The sequence below is a fragment of the Leptobacterium meishanense genome, assembly GCF_037645805.1.
In the GTDB taxonomy this organism is placed as follows: Bacteria; Bacteroidota; Bacteroidia; order Flavobacteriales; family Flavobacteriaceae; genus Leptobacterium_A; species Leptobacterium_A meishanense.
In genome coordinates this window covers 148,890-165,697 of sequence record NZ_JBBEXE010000005.1, presented here as the reverse complement: position 1 = coordinate 165,697, position 16,808 = coordinate 148,890, and the positions used below count along the sequence as shown (strand labels likewise).

The 16,808-nt window shown below is 36.2% G+C and carries 13 protein-coding genes; 11 read left to right on the top strand and 2 right to left on the bottom strand.

Features of this window, described 5'->3' with window-relative positions; genetic code table 11:
- Positions 1-28: 28 nt before the first annotated feature.
- Positions 29-712, bottom strand: a complete 684-nt coding sequence (locus tag WBG21_RS06565; RefSeq protein ID WP_340076037.1) for a metal-dependent transcriptional regulator — start codon at positions 710-712, stop codon at positions 29-31.
- Between the two features lie 41 nt (positions 713-753).
- Between WBG21_RS06565 and WBG21_RS06560 the strand changes: the two genes are divergently transcribed.
- From WBG21_RS06560 to WBG21_RS06525, 8 genes are all read left to right on the top strand, one after another.
- A complete protein-coding gene (locus WBG21_RS06560) occupies positions 754-1,551 on the top strand; it encodes a transporter (RefSeq protein ID WP_340076035.1) in 798 nt (265 codons plus the stop codon).
- A 71-nt stretch (positions 1,552-1,622) separates the two neighbouring features.
- Positions 1,623-2,531, top strand: a complete 909-nt coding sequence (locus WBG21_RS06555; RefSeq protein ID WP_340076033.1) for a metal ABC transporter solute-binding protein, Zn/Mn family — start codon at positions 1,623-1,625, stop codon at positions 2,529-2,531.
- Positions 2,531-3,268 carry a metal ABC transporter ATP-binding protein gene (locus tag WBG21_RS06550; RefSeq protein ID WP_340076031.1) on the top strand — a complete coding sequence of 246 codons (738 nt, stop codon included), beginning with the start codon at positions 2,531-2,533 and terminating at the stop codon, positions 3,266-3,268. The genes WBG21_RS06555 and WBG21_RS06550 overlap by 1 nt, the downstream gene beginning before the upstream one ends.
- The gene (locus tag WBG21_RS06545; RefSeq protein ID WP_340076029.1) at positions 3,268-4,389 is read left to right on the top strand and encodes a metal ABC transporter permease; all 1,122 of its coding nucleotides are present in this window, start codon (positions 3,268-3,270) and stop codon (positions 4,387-4,389) included. The genes WBG21_RS06550 and WBG21_RS06545 overlap by 1 nt, the downstream gene beginning before the upstream one ends.
- Entirely contained in the window at positions 4,382-5,542 is a 1,161-nt protein-coding gene (locus tag WBG21_RS06540) for a metal ABC transporter permease (protein ID WP_340076027.1), read from the top strand. Before WBG21_RS06545 ends, WBG21_RS06540 begins: the two co-directional genes overlap by 8 nt.
- 261 nt (positions 5,543-5,803) lie before the next feature.
- Positions 5,804-6,790, top strand: coding sequence for a ribonucleotide-diphosphate reductase subunit beta (locus WBG21_RS06535; RefSeq protein ID WP_340076025.1), 987 nt, complete (start codon positions 5,804-5,806; stop codon positions 6,788-6,790).
- A 159-nt stretch (positions 6,791-6,949) separates the two neighbouring features.
- The gene (locus tag WBG21_RS06530) at positions 6,950-9,373 is read left to right on the top strand and encodes a ribonucleoside-diphosphate reductase subunit alpha (RefSeq protein ID WP_340076022.1); all 2,424 of its coding nucleotides are present in this window, start codon (positions 6,950-6,952) and stop codon (positions 9,371-9,373) included.
- Between the two features lie 171 nt (positions 9,374-9,544).
- Positions 9,545-10,879, top strand: coding sequence for a deoxyguanosinetriphosphate triphosphohydrolase (locus WBG21_RS06525; protein ID WP_340076387.1), 1,335 nt, complete (start codon positions 9,545-9,547; stop codon positions 10,877-10,879).
- Positions 10,880-10,882: 3 nt separating this feature from the next.
- Here WBG21_RS06525 and WBG21_RS06520 read toward each other — a convergent pair whose 3' ends face one another.
- Entirely contained in the window at positions 10,883-12,175 is a 1,293-nt protein-coding gene (locus WBG21_RS06520; RefSeq protein ID WP_340076020.1) for an aminopeptidase P family protein, read from the bottom strand.
- A 56-nt stretch (positions 12,176-12,231) separates the two neighbouring features.
- Between WBG21_RS06520 and WBG21_RS06515 the strand changes: the two genes are divergently transcribed.
- From WBG21_RS06515 to WBG21_RS06505, 3 genes are all read left to right on the top strand, one after another.
- Entirely contained in the window at positions 12,232-13,095 is an 864-nt protein-coding gene (locus tag WBG21_RS06515) for a ChaN family lipoprotein (RefSeq protein WP_340076018.1), read from the top strand.
- Positions 13,096-13,130: 35 nt separating this feature from the next.
- A complete protein-coding gene (locus tag WBG21_RS06510) occupies positions 13,131-13,754 on the top strand; it encodes an AbiU2 domain-containing protein (RefSeq protein WP_340076016.1) in 624 nt (207 codons plus the stop codon).
- Between the two features lie 128 nt (positions 13,755-13,882).
- Positions 13,883-16,735, top strand: coding sequence for a WD40/YVTN/BNR-like repeat-containing protein (locus tag WBG21_RS06505; RefSeq protein ID WP_340076014.1), 2,853 nt, complete (start codon positions 13,883-13,885; stop codon positions 16,733-16,735).
- Positions 16,736-16,808: the final 73 nt, after the last annotated feature.

Sequence of the window (16,808 nt, the reverse complement as noted above, 5' to 3'; positions counted from 1 at the left end):
CTAATTTCGATTTATAAGAGGATAAGGATTAACTAATTTCTACAAAAATATTATTTGCAAATTTTTTAGAAACAGTTTCAGTTTTTCCACCAAACTCAATTCGAATAGAACCATCAAATTCTTTCACTTCAAGTACTTTTATATCACTACTAAGTGCCAAACCAATCTCAGAAACATATTTTAAAAAAGCGACAGAATTATCATTTACGGCCATTAGTTTACATCGAGAACCACTGGTAAGGTGTGCAAGCGTTGTTTTGGGTGTCAATTCAAAATCACCATGCTCATTAGGAATAATATCACCATGCGGATCTTTTTTCGGATACTTCATAAAACGATCTAACTCGTCAATCAGTTTAGGCGATTTTATGTGCTCTAGTTGTTCGGCCACTTCATGGACTTCGTCCCAGGAAAAGTTCAGGTATTTATACAAGAAAGTTTCCCAGAGGCGGTGCTTTCGAATGAGCCATATAGCAACCTCTCTGCCCATTTTGGAGAGCTCCAATTTGCTATATTTCTCACTGCTTACCAATTTTTTAGTTTTCAGTTTTTTAATCATATTATTTACAGAAGCAGGCGAAACTTTCAGATAATCAGCTAGTTGATTGTTTCCTACTTTCGTATCTTCTTGTTCAATATGAAGATGGAAGAGTGCTTTTAGATAATCCTCTTCACTTTTTGTCAATTCTAACGAAGAATATTTGTTAGTCATGGCTAACTTTTATAGTTTTGCTAGCCAAAGATATAAAATAGATGAGTTTAATTAAAAAAAGAATAACCATTTTATGTTTATCCATAACAGGAGTTTTGTGTGCTCAGGAACAAGATAAAATAGACGAGGGAACATTGGTTACGGACCGACCTGATCAGACGGAGTCACCAACTTTGGTTCCGAAAGGCTATTTACAAGTAGAAACAGGTGCTTTTTATGAGGATAATGGAGATGGAGTGTTTAAAGAAAAAACAATGACCTATAACACAACACTGTTTCGTTATGGACTTTTAGATAATCTAGAACTTCGTTTAGGAGCTGATTTTGCAAGAGTAACCACAGAAATAAACGGTATAAAGCTGAGTGATGTTGCCAACGGGCTTTCACCATTATTGCTAGGATTGAAAATAGGGATTACTGAGGAAAAAGGCACTTTACCTGAAATAGGGTTGTTAGGGGCATTATTTTTACCCTTTAGTGCAGGAGATGACTTTAGACCAGCTACTACAGGTGCCGATATCCGGTTAGCTTTTGCACATACTTTAAGTGAAAAGTCGAGCCTGTCATATAATCTTGGAGCGCAGTGGGGAAATGACTCTCCAGAGGTAGCTTATATTTATACGTTAGCTTATGGATACAGTTTAACAGATAAATTAGGGCTATATGCAGAGCTGTATGGAGATTTTCCTGAGAATGGCACTGCAAATCATTTTTGGGATGCCGGAATGACCTATTTGCTAAGTGATAACATACAGTTGGATGCAACAATAGGTACAGGAATAAATAATGATCAGAATATACTATTAAGTGCAGGGGTAAGTTTTCGGATCCCTAAATAATGCATGATGTGATACTAAGCACTTAATTTGTTAATGAAAAAACCAAAATAGGGATAAAAAAGAACGAATAAATGAAAAAATACCTTTTACTTTTATTGATTGTAGTAAGCTGTAAAACGGAAACAAACAAAAATAAAGACGGAAAACTTCAAGTAGTTACTACAACCACAATGCTTACAGATTTACTTCAAAACATTGGAGGAGAAGCTATTAATGTTCAAGGATTAATGGGGAGTGGCGTAGACCCACATTTGTATAAAGCCAGTGAAGGGGATGTTACAAAACTTTTCAATGCTGATGTAGTTTTTTATAATGGACTTCACCTAGAGGGAAAACTGGTAGATGTTTTTGAAAAGATGGAAAGCCAAAACAAAAAAACTATTGCCGTTGCAGAAACCATAGCTAAGGATAAGCTAATAGGATCAGAATATTTTGCTTCTAATTATGATCCTCATATTTGGTTTAATATCACTTTTTGGAAAGCAATTACCCAATATGTGGCTGAAAAACTTATAGAGATAGATCCTGGAAACGGCACTTTATATAAAGAAAACAGTAAAAAATATATAAACAGATTAAACGCTTTAGAGAAAGAAATAAAGGAGGTCATAGAAACACTTCCTAAGGACAGAAGGATATTAGTAACTGCCCATGATGCATTTAATTACTTTGGTGGGGCCTATGATTTTGAAGTAGTGGGGTTGCAAGGGCTTTCTACTGCTACTGAAGCCGGAGTACAAGATGTACAGGAGCTTGCTAAGTTTATTATAGAGAAAAATATAAAAGCCATTTTTGTGGAAAGCTCGGTTCCAAAAAGGACTATAGAAGCATTACAAGCATCTGTAAAATCAAAAGGGCACAATGTCGCCATAGGAGGGACACTTTATTCAGATGCTTTGGGCACAAAAGGCACCGTAGAAGGTACTTACACAGGAATGTTTGAATACAATGTAAATACCATTGTTAACGCATTAAAATAATGAGTGAAAAAATAGCCATAAAAATAGATGACCTCACTGTAGCATATAATTATAAGCCGGTGCTATGGGACATTGATTTAGCCATTCCTGAAGGTGTTTTAATGGCTATTGTAGGACCTAATGGTGCTGGAAAATCAACTTTAATAAAATCAATTCTAGGCATCATAAAGCCCATTGCCGGAAGTATAAAAGTTTTTGGAAAAACCTATAAGGAACAATATCGACATGTAGCGTATGTGCCACAGAAAGGGAGTGTAGATTGGGATTTCCCTACTACGGCACTAGATGTAGTAATGATGGGTACATACGGAAGTTTGGGATGGATAAAACGCCCGGGGCAAAAACAAAAAAAAGCCGCTTTAGAAGCCTTGGAAAAAGTAGGAATGCTCGAATTTAAATCAAGACAAATAAGTCAGCTAAGCGGAGGCCAGCAACAGCGCATATTTTTAGCGAGAGCACTAGTCCAGGACGCCAGTATTTATTTAATGGACGAACCCTTTCAAGGAGTTGATGCCACTACAGAAAAAGCTATTATTAATATTTTGAAAGAACTGCGCAAGGCAGGAAAAACAGTGATTGTAGTTCATCATGATTTACAAACTGTTCCAGAATATTTTGATTGGGTAACTTTTTTAAATGTAAAAAAGATTGCTACAGGCCCTGTAAAAGATATTTTTAATGATGATAATTTAACGAAAACATACGGTATTAATTATAAGGTAAGTATTCAGCAATAATGAATATACAAGAGTATTTCTCGTTAGTAATCAATGACTATACACTCCGGACCATCACCATGGGAACAGCCGTATTGGGGGCCATTTGTGGGATGTTAGGCAGTTTTGCTGTACTCAGAAAACAAAGCCTTTTAGGAGATGCCATTTCCCATGCAGCATTGCCTGGGATAGCCATTGCATTTCTTATAACAGGCACAAAAAACACAAACACACTGCTTATAGGCGCTTTAATAAGTGGGCTTATAGGAACTTTTTGGATTAGGGGAATTGTTAAAAAAACACACTTGAAATCAGATACTGCATTAGGCCTTATTCTATCTTTATTTTTTGGTTTTGGGATGCTGCTGCTCACCTTTATTCAGAAAATGCCCAATGCCAATCAAGCTGGGCTCGATAAATACTTGTTTGGCCAGGCCGCTACATTGATAGAAAGTGATGTATGGCTAATGAGTATTATAACAGGAATAAGCCTGATAGTTTTGTTATTATTTTGGAAAGAGTTGAAACTTCTTCTTTTTGACGTGGATTATATCAAATCCTTGGGATTTAATACACGTTTTCTGGATATTTTAATAACCTCTTTCATCGTCTTGGCGATTGTTCTAGGGCTACAAACTGTAGGTGTAGTATTGATGAGTGCCATGCTATTGGCCCCTGCTGCTGCTGCAAGGCAATGGACCAATAGTTTGGGGATAATGGTTTTTTTAGCAGCTGTTTTCGGAGCAGCTTCAGGAGTCATAGGAACAGCTATAAGTGCTAGTTCAAATAATCTATCAACCGGCCCTTTAATTGTCTTGGTAGCGGCATTTTTTGTCGTACTATCTTTTATTTTCTCCCCCGGGAGAGGGTTATTGTTCAGAGAAATACGCTATCGAAAGAACCGAAGCGATTTACAATTACATAAGACATTGGCTTTTATGTACAATATTGCTAAAACACATGAAGATATAAGTCATCCACATGCGATAAAAATCTTGAATAACTTTCAGGGATATAACAAACGATCGCTTAAAAAGTTAGAAAGTAAAGAATATATAACCATTCAAGGAACCATGTGGGCGCTTACTAAAAAAGGCTATAAAAAAGCCACTAACTTATATACACAGGAAGACGATGAGTAGTGCACAGATAGAAATACAACTCATAGCCTCTTTAGTGGCCATTGCATGTGCCATCCCCGGAACCTTTTTAGTCCTACGGAAAATGGCGATGATCAGTGATGCCATAAGCCATTCTATTCTGCCTGGAATTGTTGTTGGGTTCTTCTTAACGCACGATCTTAATTCCCCTTGGTTGATTCTTTTAGCAGGTGTTACAGGGGTCATTACTGTCTTTTTAGTAGAGTTTATTCAAAAAACAGGACTGGTAAAAGAAGATACTGCCATCGGATTGGTATTTCCGGCATTGTTCAGTATTGGTGTCATCCTTATTGCCAAGAACGCAGACGATGTGCATTTAGATATAGATGCTGTGTTGCTAGGAGAACTGGCCTTTGCGCCATTTGACCGATTACTCATTAGCGGAACAGATTACGGGCCCAAATCTCTTTGGGTTATTGGGACGATTTTAATAATAACCATTGTATTTTTGATAGCATTTTTCAAAGAGCTCAAAGTAAGTACTTTTGACAAAGGTTTAGCAGCGACATTAGGTTTCTCACCTGTAATCATACATTATGGGCTTATGGCGATAGCCTCTGTTACCACAGTAGGCGCTTTTGATGCGGTAGGTGCTGTTTTAGTTGTAGCATTAATGATTGCACCACCGGCAATGGCATATTTACTGACTAGCAACCTAAAGAAAATGTTAACCTTAGCTTGTTTCTTCGGCCTTATAGGGGCTATAATTGGATATTGGGTAGCGCATTGGCTAGACGCTTCCATTGCAGGAGCAATGACCTCCGTTTTGGGGATTATGTTCTTTCTGATATACCTATTTGCGCCTAATCGTGGAGTTATATCTATATTATATCGACAAAAACGACAAAAAACGGAAGTACACTTGCTCACATTTTTATTACACTTACAAAACCATGATGAAGAAACAGAGCGACATATAAATCACCTTGAAGAACATATCAACTGGGGGAGGTTAAAATCTAAGACAATATTAACGCTTGCCTTAAAAAACAACATGATTACTATCAATAAAAATATCATATCACTAACCCCTAAAGGAAAAAGCTTTACTTCTGAAGCAATTAAATATATCATTACCAATAAGAGTGCTGCCATTGAAGAAATGAAAGAGCGCTTTTTTCTTTTTAGAGGATAAAAACATAATTTAAAAATGTAATAAAAGAAAATTCTTATTATTTCTGTTGCAGATTCATAAAGTAAAAAATATCACCACTTAACAATTACTTAACAAGGCCAATAACAATCACCTCTCAATCGACATTTCAACAATTTGTGTTAAAAACTTTAACTGATTAAACTCAGAACTTGCTTTCAATTTCAACAACATTTTTGAATCTTTGTTAAAGACAATCTGACTCAATATAATTTCTATTAATTTATTAAAAACCAAAGCACTATGTCTGTAGCAGTTGAGCCTATTTTACAAGAAAATAAAGACCGATTCGTTATTTTTCCTATACAACATCACGATATTTGGGATTGGTACAAAAAACAAGAAGCATGCTTTTGGACTGCTGAAGAAATAGACTTGCACCAAGATTTAAGCGATTGGAACACCAAGCTCAATAAAGATGAAAAATACTTTATTAAACACATCCTTGCTTTCTTTGCTGCTTCAGATGGGATTGTAAATGAGAACTTGGCAGAGAACTTTGTGAACGAAGTACAATATTCTGAAGCAAAATTCTTCTACGGGTTTCAAATCATGATGGAAAATATTCATTCAGAAACCTACTCATTGTTAATAGATACATATGTAAAAGATGAGGTAGAAAAAAACAATTTGTTTAAAGCGATAGAAGTTTTTCCCGCTATTAAAAAGAAAGCAGATTGGGCATTAAAATGGATAGAATCACCTAGTTTTGCAGAAAGGCTTATAGCATTTGCTGCCGTAGAAGGAATTTTCTTTTCAGGAGCGTTCTGTTCTATTTTTTGGTTAAAAAAACGAGGATTAATGCCGGGACTTACGTTTTCAAATGAGCTTATCTCCAGAGATGAAGGCATGCATTGTGATTTTGCTGTACATTTACATAACAATCACTTGGTAAATAAAGTGACTCCTGAACGAATTAAGGAAATAATTGTGGATGCCTTAAATATTGAGCGCGAATTCATCACGGAATCGCTTCCGGCAAGCCTTATAGGAATGAACGCTAAATTGATGACACAGTATTTGGAGTTTGTTACAGACAGGCTTTTAGTGGAATTGAACTGTGATAAAGTATACAATGCATCCAACCCTTTTGATTTTATGGAGATGATATCCCTTCAAGGAAAAACCAATTTCTTTGAAAAAAGGGTGTCCGAATATCAAAAAGCGGGGGTATTGAACAAAGACAAAGACGAAACATCTCAAAAAATAAGCTTCGACGCTGATTTTTAGCATAAGGAAATTCAGAACACCTTATAGGTGTATAAACATACGGCTCCTTACTAAAAAAAGAACCTGAAAATTTGCTTACTATGGCTACTTTCCTATTCTTTTTTGAGAGCTTTAAAAATATAATTTAAGGGAAATAATAAACAACTAAAAAACAAGGGCATGTTTGTAGTAAAAAGAGATGGTAGAAAAGAACCGGTAATGTTTGATAAAATTACCGCTCGCGTACGAAAATTGTGTTATGGATTGAATGATCTGGTAGATCCTGTAAAAGTAGCTATGCGCGTTATAGAAGGATTATATGATGGTGTAACCACGTCAGAGTTAGATAATTTGGCTGCAGAAACAGCGGCGACTATGACTACTACGCATCCCGATTATGCACGATTGGCAGCTAGAATATCAGTATCAAATTTGCACAAAAACACCAAAAAATCCTTTTCCGAAACCATGACAGATTTATATGAATATGTAAATCCGCGTACCGGGAAAAAAGCACCATTGCTTTCAGATGAGGTCTATAAAGTGATCATGGAACATGCTGACACTTTAGATTCCAGCATTATTTACAACCGTGATTTTGGTTATGACTATTTCGGGTTTAAAACTTTAGAGCGTTCATACCTATTAAAGTTAAATGGGCAGATAGCAGAACGTCCACAGCATATGCTGATGAGAGTTTCTATAGGGATTCATTTGAATGATATTGATAGCGCTCTGGAGACCTATGAACTCATGTCTAAAAAATACTTTACACACGCTACACCAACCTTGTTCAACTCTGGAACACCCAAACCACAAATGTCATCTTGTTTCCTGTTGACTATGAAAGAAGATAGCATAGATGGTATATACGACACCCTAAAACAAACAGCCAAAATATCACAATCAGCAGGAGGGATTGGCCTATCTATCCACAATATTCGTGCAACAGGATCCTATATAGGGGGCACCAACGGGACTTCTAACGGAATTGTGCCTATGCTACGTGTATATAATGATACAGCACGTTATGTTGATCAAGGAGGGGGAAAACGAAAAGGAAGTTTTGCCATTTACATAGAACCTTGGCATGCAGATATTTTTGACTTTTTAGATTTGAAGAAGAATCATGGAAAAGAAGAGATGCGGGCACGAGACCTTTTTTATGCCATGTGGATTCCCGATTTATTTATGAAGCGTGTGCAAGAAGATGGTAATTGGACATTAATGTGCCCGAATGAATGCCCTGGGCTTTTTGATGTGCATAGTGAAGAATTTGAAACGTTGTATGAGAAATATGAAGCAGAAGGCAAAGGGAGAAAAAGCATTAAAGCTCGTGAGCTTTGGGAGAAAATATTAGAGTCCCAAATAGAAACGGGAACCCCTTACATGCTTTATAAAGATGCGGCGAATAGAAAATCGAACCAAAAGAATTTAGGCACTATACGTTCTTCTAATCTTTGTACCGAGATTTTGGAATATACTTCACCAGATGAAGTTGCCGTATGTAACCTAGCCTCTATTGCATTACCGATGTTTGTGAAAAATGGAGCATTTGACCATAAAGAATTGTTTAAAGTAACCAAACAGGTTACCAAAAACTTAAACAAGGTTATTGACCGGAATTATTATCCGGTAGAAGAAGCCCGGAACTCCAATATGCGCCATCGGCCTATAGGTCTTGGAGTTCAAGGATTGGCAGACACATTTATTATGCTTCGCATGCCATTTACCAGTGATGAAGCAAAACAATTGAATCAAGATATTTTTGAAACTCTCTATTATGCTGCTGTAACCGCTTCTATGGAGCTTGCTAAAGAAGAAGGCCCATATGAATCGTACAAAGGATCTCCTGTTTCAAAAGGAGAATTTCAGCATAATTTGTGGGGAATAAAAGATGAAGAGTTAAGTGGACTTTGGGATTGGGGAAAACTAAGAAAGGATATTAAAAAACATGGTGTTAGGAACTCATTGTTAGTAGCACCGATGCCAACTGCCTCCACTTCGCAAATACTAGGGAACAATGAGTGTTTTGAGCCTTATACATCAAACATTTATACAAGACGTGTGCTTTCTGGAGAGTTTATTGTGGTGAATAAACATTTACTGGAAGACTTAGTAAATATGGGATTATGGACAGAGGAGTTGAAACAAGAATTAATGCGTGCCAATGGATCTATTCAACATATAGATGTTATCCCTCAGGAAATTAAAGAACTATACAAAACGGTATGGGAAATGAGCATGAAGGACATCATAGACATGTCGCGCCAGAGAGGGTATTTTATAGACCAGTCACAATCACTCAACCTGTTTATGGAAAATGCCAATATGGCAAAACTAACCTCGATGCATTTCTATGCATGGAAGAGTGGATTAAAAACAGGAATGTATTATCTGAGAACAAAATCGGCAGTAGATGCAATTAAGTTTACATTAGATAATACCAAAAAGTCAGAACCCGTTCCCGAGGCAATAGCAACGCAGGCAAAAGGGACAAACCCGGCAGTAGCGGTAGAACCACTTTCACCTCAAGAATTGAAAGAAATGATAGCAAGGTCAAAAGAAAATGAAGATGATGATTGCCTAATGTGTGGGTCATAATAACAACATTAATAGGGGCTGTCTGAAAAGTAGCTTTTTTGTCAATTCGGGCGCAGTCGAGAATTTTATATAGTTGATAACCAAATATTTCGACTGCGCTCAATATGACATATTTGGAACTTTTATGGCTTTTCATACAGCCCGTTGTCATTTAAAGAAAGTACCACTATGATGCAATGGGAACAATTGCTATCCCTTAAACGTTTTGGAGATACCCATAAGCGGCTCCGAAAAGAACAAGACGAAACCCGTTTGGGTTTTGAAGTAGATTACGACCGGATTATATTTTCTTCTGCATTTAGGAGCCTGCAAGACAAAACACAGGTAATTCCCTTATCTAAAACTGATTTTGTACATACCCGGCTTACCCATAGCTTGGAGGTCTCGGTAGTAGGGCGAAGTTTAGGAAGATTGGCCGGTAAAAAAATACTGGAAAAACATCCACACTTAAGAGAAATCCATGGATATCATTTCAATGACTTTGGAGCTATTGTCGCTGCTGCAGCATTGGCACATGATATCGGGAATCCTCCTTTTGGGCATAGCGGGGAAAAGGCTATTGGTGAATATTTTAAAAAGGGAAACGGAACACAATACAAAAATGACCTTACTGATAAAGAATTTCAAGACCTTATAGCTTTTGAAGGAAACGCAAATGGATTTAAGATCCTTACTGAAACCCGAAAAGGAATAGAAGGAGGCTTACGTTTAAGCTATGCTACGCTAGGAGCCTTTACGAAATACCCGAAAGAATCCTTGCCGGTAAAACCGTCATCACATATTGCCGATAAAAAGTTTGGAATATTTCAAACACAAAAACCATTTTTTGAAGAAGTGTTTTCCGAATTAGGAATTCAGCAAACCAATAAAGGAACAAATATTTCGTATGCACGTCATCCTCTAGCATATTTAGTAGAAGCAGCAGACGATATTTGCTATACTATTATAGATTTTGAAGACGGTATTAATCTCGGTTTGGTAGATGAATCATATGCCCTGGAATATTTGATAAGTCTGGTAAAAGATAAAATCAACACCAAAAAATACCATGAGCTGCATACTAAAGAAGACCGATTGGGCTATTTACGGGCAATGGCAATTAATGTATTGATAGAAGAGACTGTGGAAATTTTTATAAGAAACGAAGAGGCAATTCTACAAGGTACATTTACGACTGCACTGCTGGAAAAATCTAATTACAAAGCTCAAATAGATGATATTATAAAATTAAGTATTGAAAAAATATACCGGTCAAAAGAAGTTATTGAGAAAGAAATTACTGGGTATGCAGTTATTGAACGGTTGCTGGATGTTTTTTTAAAAGCAGCAGTTAGCAAATTTAAAGGAGAAGAAAGCAATTATGACAAACTAATATTGTATTTAATTCCTGAAAAGTATTTAAAAACAGACGCATCGTTATATACTTGCATCTTAAACATCAGTTGCTTTATTGCCAGTTTGACGGATGGCAGGATTACAGAATTGTTTCAAAAAATGAACAAATAAGAATTACGAATTCATAAACTCCTCAATCTCTTCCACCTCAATAGGGATGTTTTTCATAAGATTTAGAGGTTCTCCTTTTTCTTGTATTACTACATCGTCCTCTAAGCGAATGCCCATACGTTCCTCAGGAATATAAATCCCGGGCTCTACGGTAAATACCATATTTGCTTTCATAGGGGTTTTTAATTCGCCATAATCATGTGTGTCCAACCCAATATGATGGCTAGTGCCATGCATAAAGTATTTTTTGTACGCAGGCCAATCCGGATTCTCATTTTGTATAGTTGCTTTGTCCAACAACCCTAAATGAAGTAATTCAGAAGTCATAATCTTTCCCACTTCTACATGATACTCTTTCCACAATGTTCCGGGAACCAACATTTTAGTAGCCTCATTTTTTACACGGAGGACAGCATTATAGACTTCCTTTTGCCGTTTCGTAAATCGCCCATTTACAGGAATGGTGCGCGTCATATCACTGGAATAGTTTGCGTATTCTGCACCAACATCCATCAATAGCATATCCCCATCCTTACATTGTTGGTTATTTTCAATATAGTGCAAAACATTGGCATTAAACCCTGAGGCAATGATTGGCGTATATGCAAACCCTTTAGAGCGGTTCCGCAAAAATTCATACATGTATTCTGCTTCAATTTCATACTCCCATACGCCGGGCTTCACAAAATTCAACACTCGTTTAAACCCTTTTTCGGTAATAGTGCACGCTTTTTGAATCAGGTCAATCTCTTTAGGTTCTTTTACCCCGCGTATCCTTTGTAGTATTGGATTGCTTTTTTCCCATTTATGGGCAGGGTATTTCTTTTTGCACCATTTTATAAAACGGTCCTCACGGGTTTCGGTCTCTACAGCTTGGCGGTAATGTTCATTGGTGTTAAAATAAATGATTTCGGCCTCCGTCATGATATCATGAAAAACCTTTTCAAAATCAGAAAGCCAATACACAGTTTTAATTCCGGAAACCTTTGTCGCTTTTTCTTTAGAAAGCTTTTCTCCTTCCCATATAGCAATATGCTCATTGGTTTCCCTCACAAAAAGAATTTCTTTATGCTTTTCTTCTATTGCATCAGGAAACAAAACCAAAATACTTTCCTCCTGGTCTACCCCGCTCAAATAAAAAATATCCCTGTGTTGTGCAAAAGGCAACATGCTATCAGCACTTACCGGATATATATCATTTGAATTAAACACTGCAAGGCTTTTAGGCTTCATTCCGGCAGTAAATTTTTTACGGTTTTTTATAAATAAAGCATTAGGGATTAAATCGTATTTCATATGAATTTACTTTAGAAACAAATTTATACATTTGGAATGTCACAAAATACTTAAAAATGTTAAAGCATACTAAGATTACAATTCTTTTAGTGGTAATTTTTTCTTTTTCATCAATAAAAGCACAAACAAAAGCACCTTATAAGATATACAATGATAAAGGACAGAAGACTTCTTATAAAAAAATGCTCAAAGATTTTTCCAAAGCAGATATTATATTATTTGGAGAACTTCATAACAATGCAATTGCCCATTGGTTAGAATATGAGATTACATATGACCTATCCCAGGAAAATAAAATAATATTAGGGGCAGAAATGTTTGAAACAGACAACCAAGAAGCTATTGAGAAATATTTGAATGGAACAATAGATGAAAAAGCATTTGACACCTTGGCGCGGCTATGGAAAAATTATAAAACGGATTATAAGCCTCTGGTTGATTTTGCAAAGACAAAACAATTAAAGTTTATAGCCACCAATGTTCCCAGAAAATATGCAAGTTTGGTTTTTAAAAAAGGCTTTGATGTGCTTGGCAGCTTATCGATGGAAGAAAAAAAACGGATAGCCCCACTCCCTATTAGCTACGACCCAAATCTACCTTCCTATAAAGCAATGCTTGAAATGATGCCCGGCCACGGAGGGGAAAACCTTCCGAAAGCACAAGCGATAAAAGATGCTACCATGGCTCATTTTATCATTGAAAATGTTAAGCAGGGAACTATTTTTATTCATTATAATGGCGCTTATCACTCCAATGATTATGAAGGGATATATTGGTATTTAAAAAAGCAAATGCCAGATATGAATATTAAAACAATTAATGTGGTAGAACAAGAAAATATAAACAAAGTAGAAGAAGATCATTTAAACTCGGCAGACTATATCATTGTTGTTGATATTGATATGACAAAGACATATTAAATACAGTTATTAGTATCCTAAGTATATCAGCATGTATGAGAAAATCAGATTTTAATATAGAGACTTCACAGATATGGTTATTATACACCAAATCGTATGAATATTATCATTGTTTGGTTCAGCTAAGAGATTACCCAATAACAGAGAACAGTAACAAACATTTTATCCGATTTATTAAACATTCTTCTTGGTATATTTTAGTTATTGAATTATGCAAGATATTTGAGCATAAAAATGATACTCAACATTACAATGTTTATAGGTTTTTAAATCTATTGAAAAATAATTATAAGGGCCTTGAATTTAATGATGTGTTATCAAAATCTGACATTGATGAATATTGTGAGAGTTTTAATGCTGAAAACATAATTAAAATAAGAGAAAAAATAAAAACACTTAGGAATAAATTTTATGCACATACAGATAGATACAAAGAAAATTTTATTGATGAAATTGATGTTACTTTATCTGAGTTAGAATTATTGTTCTCGACTCTACGTAATTTTATAATTGAAATTAGACAAAAAGTACTTAATAGTCATTCATCCTTTGAGACTGACATCTTTATTGATCTGCAAAACATACTTGTTAATATTCATGAGAATAATAAAAAGAAACATGATAATATAATAAAGAAATGGAATGATGAGATGAGCTAATATGAACGTAGTTCAGAATGATACTAATTTTAATATGTGAGTAATGATATAATGAAGTAGTTTTATATAAAATTTTGATTCCCTTCAATTATTTTCTAAATTTCAACATCTTTAAACTAACTTCCAAAATGAAAAAATACATTTTACTATTTTTAATATGTGCAGGCCTTAACTTTGTAATTGCACAGCAAGAGCCAACTTCTGTAGAAGATATAAAATACAATCTTGAAAGCACAAAAGAACTCAAAGAAGAGTCTATTGTAAAAAATGTCCCATTCAAAAACATAGGTCCTACCATTATGAGTGGGAGAGTGGTTGACTTAGCGGTAAACCCCGAAGACCCCACAGAGTTTTATGTAGCCTATGCATCCGGAGGGGTGTGGCATACCCAAAACAATGGGACAAGTTTCACGCCTATCACAGACAACGCCCCTACTCAAAATATAGGAGATATTGCTATTGACTGGAAAAATAGAACCATATGGGTAGGAACAGGAGAGAACAACGCATCACGCTCTTCGTATTCAGGGATCGGAATACTGAAAACCACAGATAATGGAAAAACATGGGAACATATGGGATTGATGGACTCACATCATATAGGGAGGATTCTTATCAACCCCAACAATTCTGAAGAAGTAATTATTGGAGTTACAGGCCATTTATATTCCCCAAATGAAGAACGGGGAATTTATAAAACTGTTGATGGTGGAAAAAATTGGAAACAAACCCTTTTTGTGAATGATGAAACCGGAATTATAGACATAGCACATGCCCCTGGAAATTTTAATGTGATGTATGCAGCCTCATGGGAAAAAGACCGAAAAGCGTGGAATTTTTTAGGCAACGGAAATAATTCAGGCATTTATAAAAGCACTGATGGAGGTGAAACATGGGCCCGTGCATCTACTCCCGAAAGTGGTTTTCCTACGGGAGAAGGTGTAGGACGTATTGGATTGGCTGTTTTTGATGAAAACACGGTATTTGCTATCCATGATAATCAATTCCATAGAGAAAAAGAAGAAAAGAAAAAAGATGAAGACAAACTGGTGAAAGATGATTTCAAAACCATGTCAGTCGAAACTTTTTTAGCACTTGATAATAAGAAATTAGATGATTATTTAAAGACAAACGGATTTCAGGAAAAGTATCGTGCGGAGAATGTAAAACAATTAGTGAGAAGTGAGAGTGTAAAACCAGTTGATTTAGCGAAGTATTTGGAAAATGCCAATGCACTGCTATTTGATACCCCGGTAATTGGTGCTGAAGTGTACCGTACAAATGATGGTGGAAAAACATGGAAGAAGACACATGAAGGGTATATAGACGATCTTTTTTATAGTTATGGCTATTACTTTGCACAAATTGCAGTAGACCCAAATAATGTAAATAAACTCTATACGGGCGGGGTTCCTATTATCCGGTCAGATGATGGTGGAAAAACATGGAAATCCATAAATCAGGAAAATGTGCATGCCGATCATCATGCTATTTGGATCAACCCTAATAAAACAGGTCACATTATTAATGGAAATGACGGAGGTGTAAATATTACGTATGATGATGGAGAAACATGGATCAAAAAGAACTCCCCATCTGTAGGGCAGTTTTATGCCATCAATATAGACCATCAAAAGCCGTATAATGTATATGGAGGGCTTCAGGACAATGGTGTTTGGAAAGGCTCCCACAATGCTAGAGAAGACAGAAGTTGGCACCAACAAGGACAATATCCATGGAAAAGCATCATGGGAGGAGATGGAATGCAAATTCAGATTGATGCTCGAAATCCGAACATTGTATATACAGGCTATCAGTTTGGAAACTATTTCCGATTAGATTTAGGATCGGGAAAGCGAAAATATATCCAACCCAAACACGAATTAGGAGAAAGTCCGTACCGGTTTAATTGGCAAACACCTATTCTATTGTCACCTCATAATCAGGACATCTTATACTTTGGGGGCAATAAATTAATGCGGTCCTTAAATCAGGGGGATGACTGGACAGCTATTTCAGGAGATTTAACCAAAGGAGGTAAAAAAGGAAATGTGGCCTATGGGACTATTACGACCATTTCGGAGTCCCCTTTTGAGTTCGGGCTGATTTATGTGGGCACAGACGATGGTCTGGTACACGTTACCAAAAATGGAGGGAATACTTGGGAAAATATCTCCGATGCTTTTCATGAAGACTTATGGGTAAGCAGGGTCGTAGCCTCAAAACACAAAAAAGGACGGGTGTACGCAACACTCAATGGTTATCGTTGGGATGACTTTACTTCCTATGTATATAGGAGCGATGATTATGGAAAAACTTGGGGAGATCTGCATAGAAACCTTCCTACATCTCCTGTAAATGTGATCATTGAAGACCCCGAAAATGAGAATATTATTTATGTAGGTACAGATAATAGCGTATATGTATCATTTACCGGAGGCAAGAAATGGGAAGCTTTTGATAATGGATTAACTAATGCTGCAGTACATGACTTAGTGATCCAACCGGAAGAAAAACATCTTTTAGTAGGAACCCATGGGAGAAGTATTTATAAAGCAGACATTGCCCCATTGCAATATTACAATTATGAGCTTAGCAGAAAAGCCATTCATATTTTTGAGATAGACGCAGTGCGCCATTCGGGGCGCTGGGGAGAACGTTGGAGCACATGGTCAGATTACAATGAACCGGATATAGAAATAGCTTTTTATACCTTCCAAAAAGGTACATTTGAGGTGAAAGTTATGTCAGAAGATGGCATTGAAATGAATTCCTTCCAAACAGTTGCGGATAAAGGGTTTAATTATACGTCGTATGACTTAACGATGGCAATGAAAGGGAAAAAAGCCTATGAGAAAAAACATAAAGACACCTCGTTAAAAAAAGCTTCGAACGGAAAATATTATCTACCAAAAGGGAAATATACCATTGCGTTTTCAGGAAATGAAGGAGTAGCTAAAAGAGAAATAGAGATCAAGTAACACTTAAGGTGTTAAACTAATTCTAAATACCGTGTAAAAGAATCGGAAAGTTTGTTAAAAATTGCTTTGTACA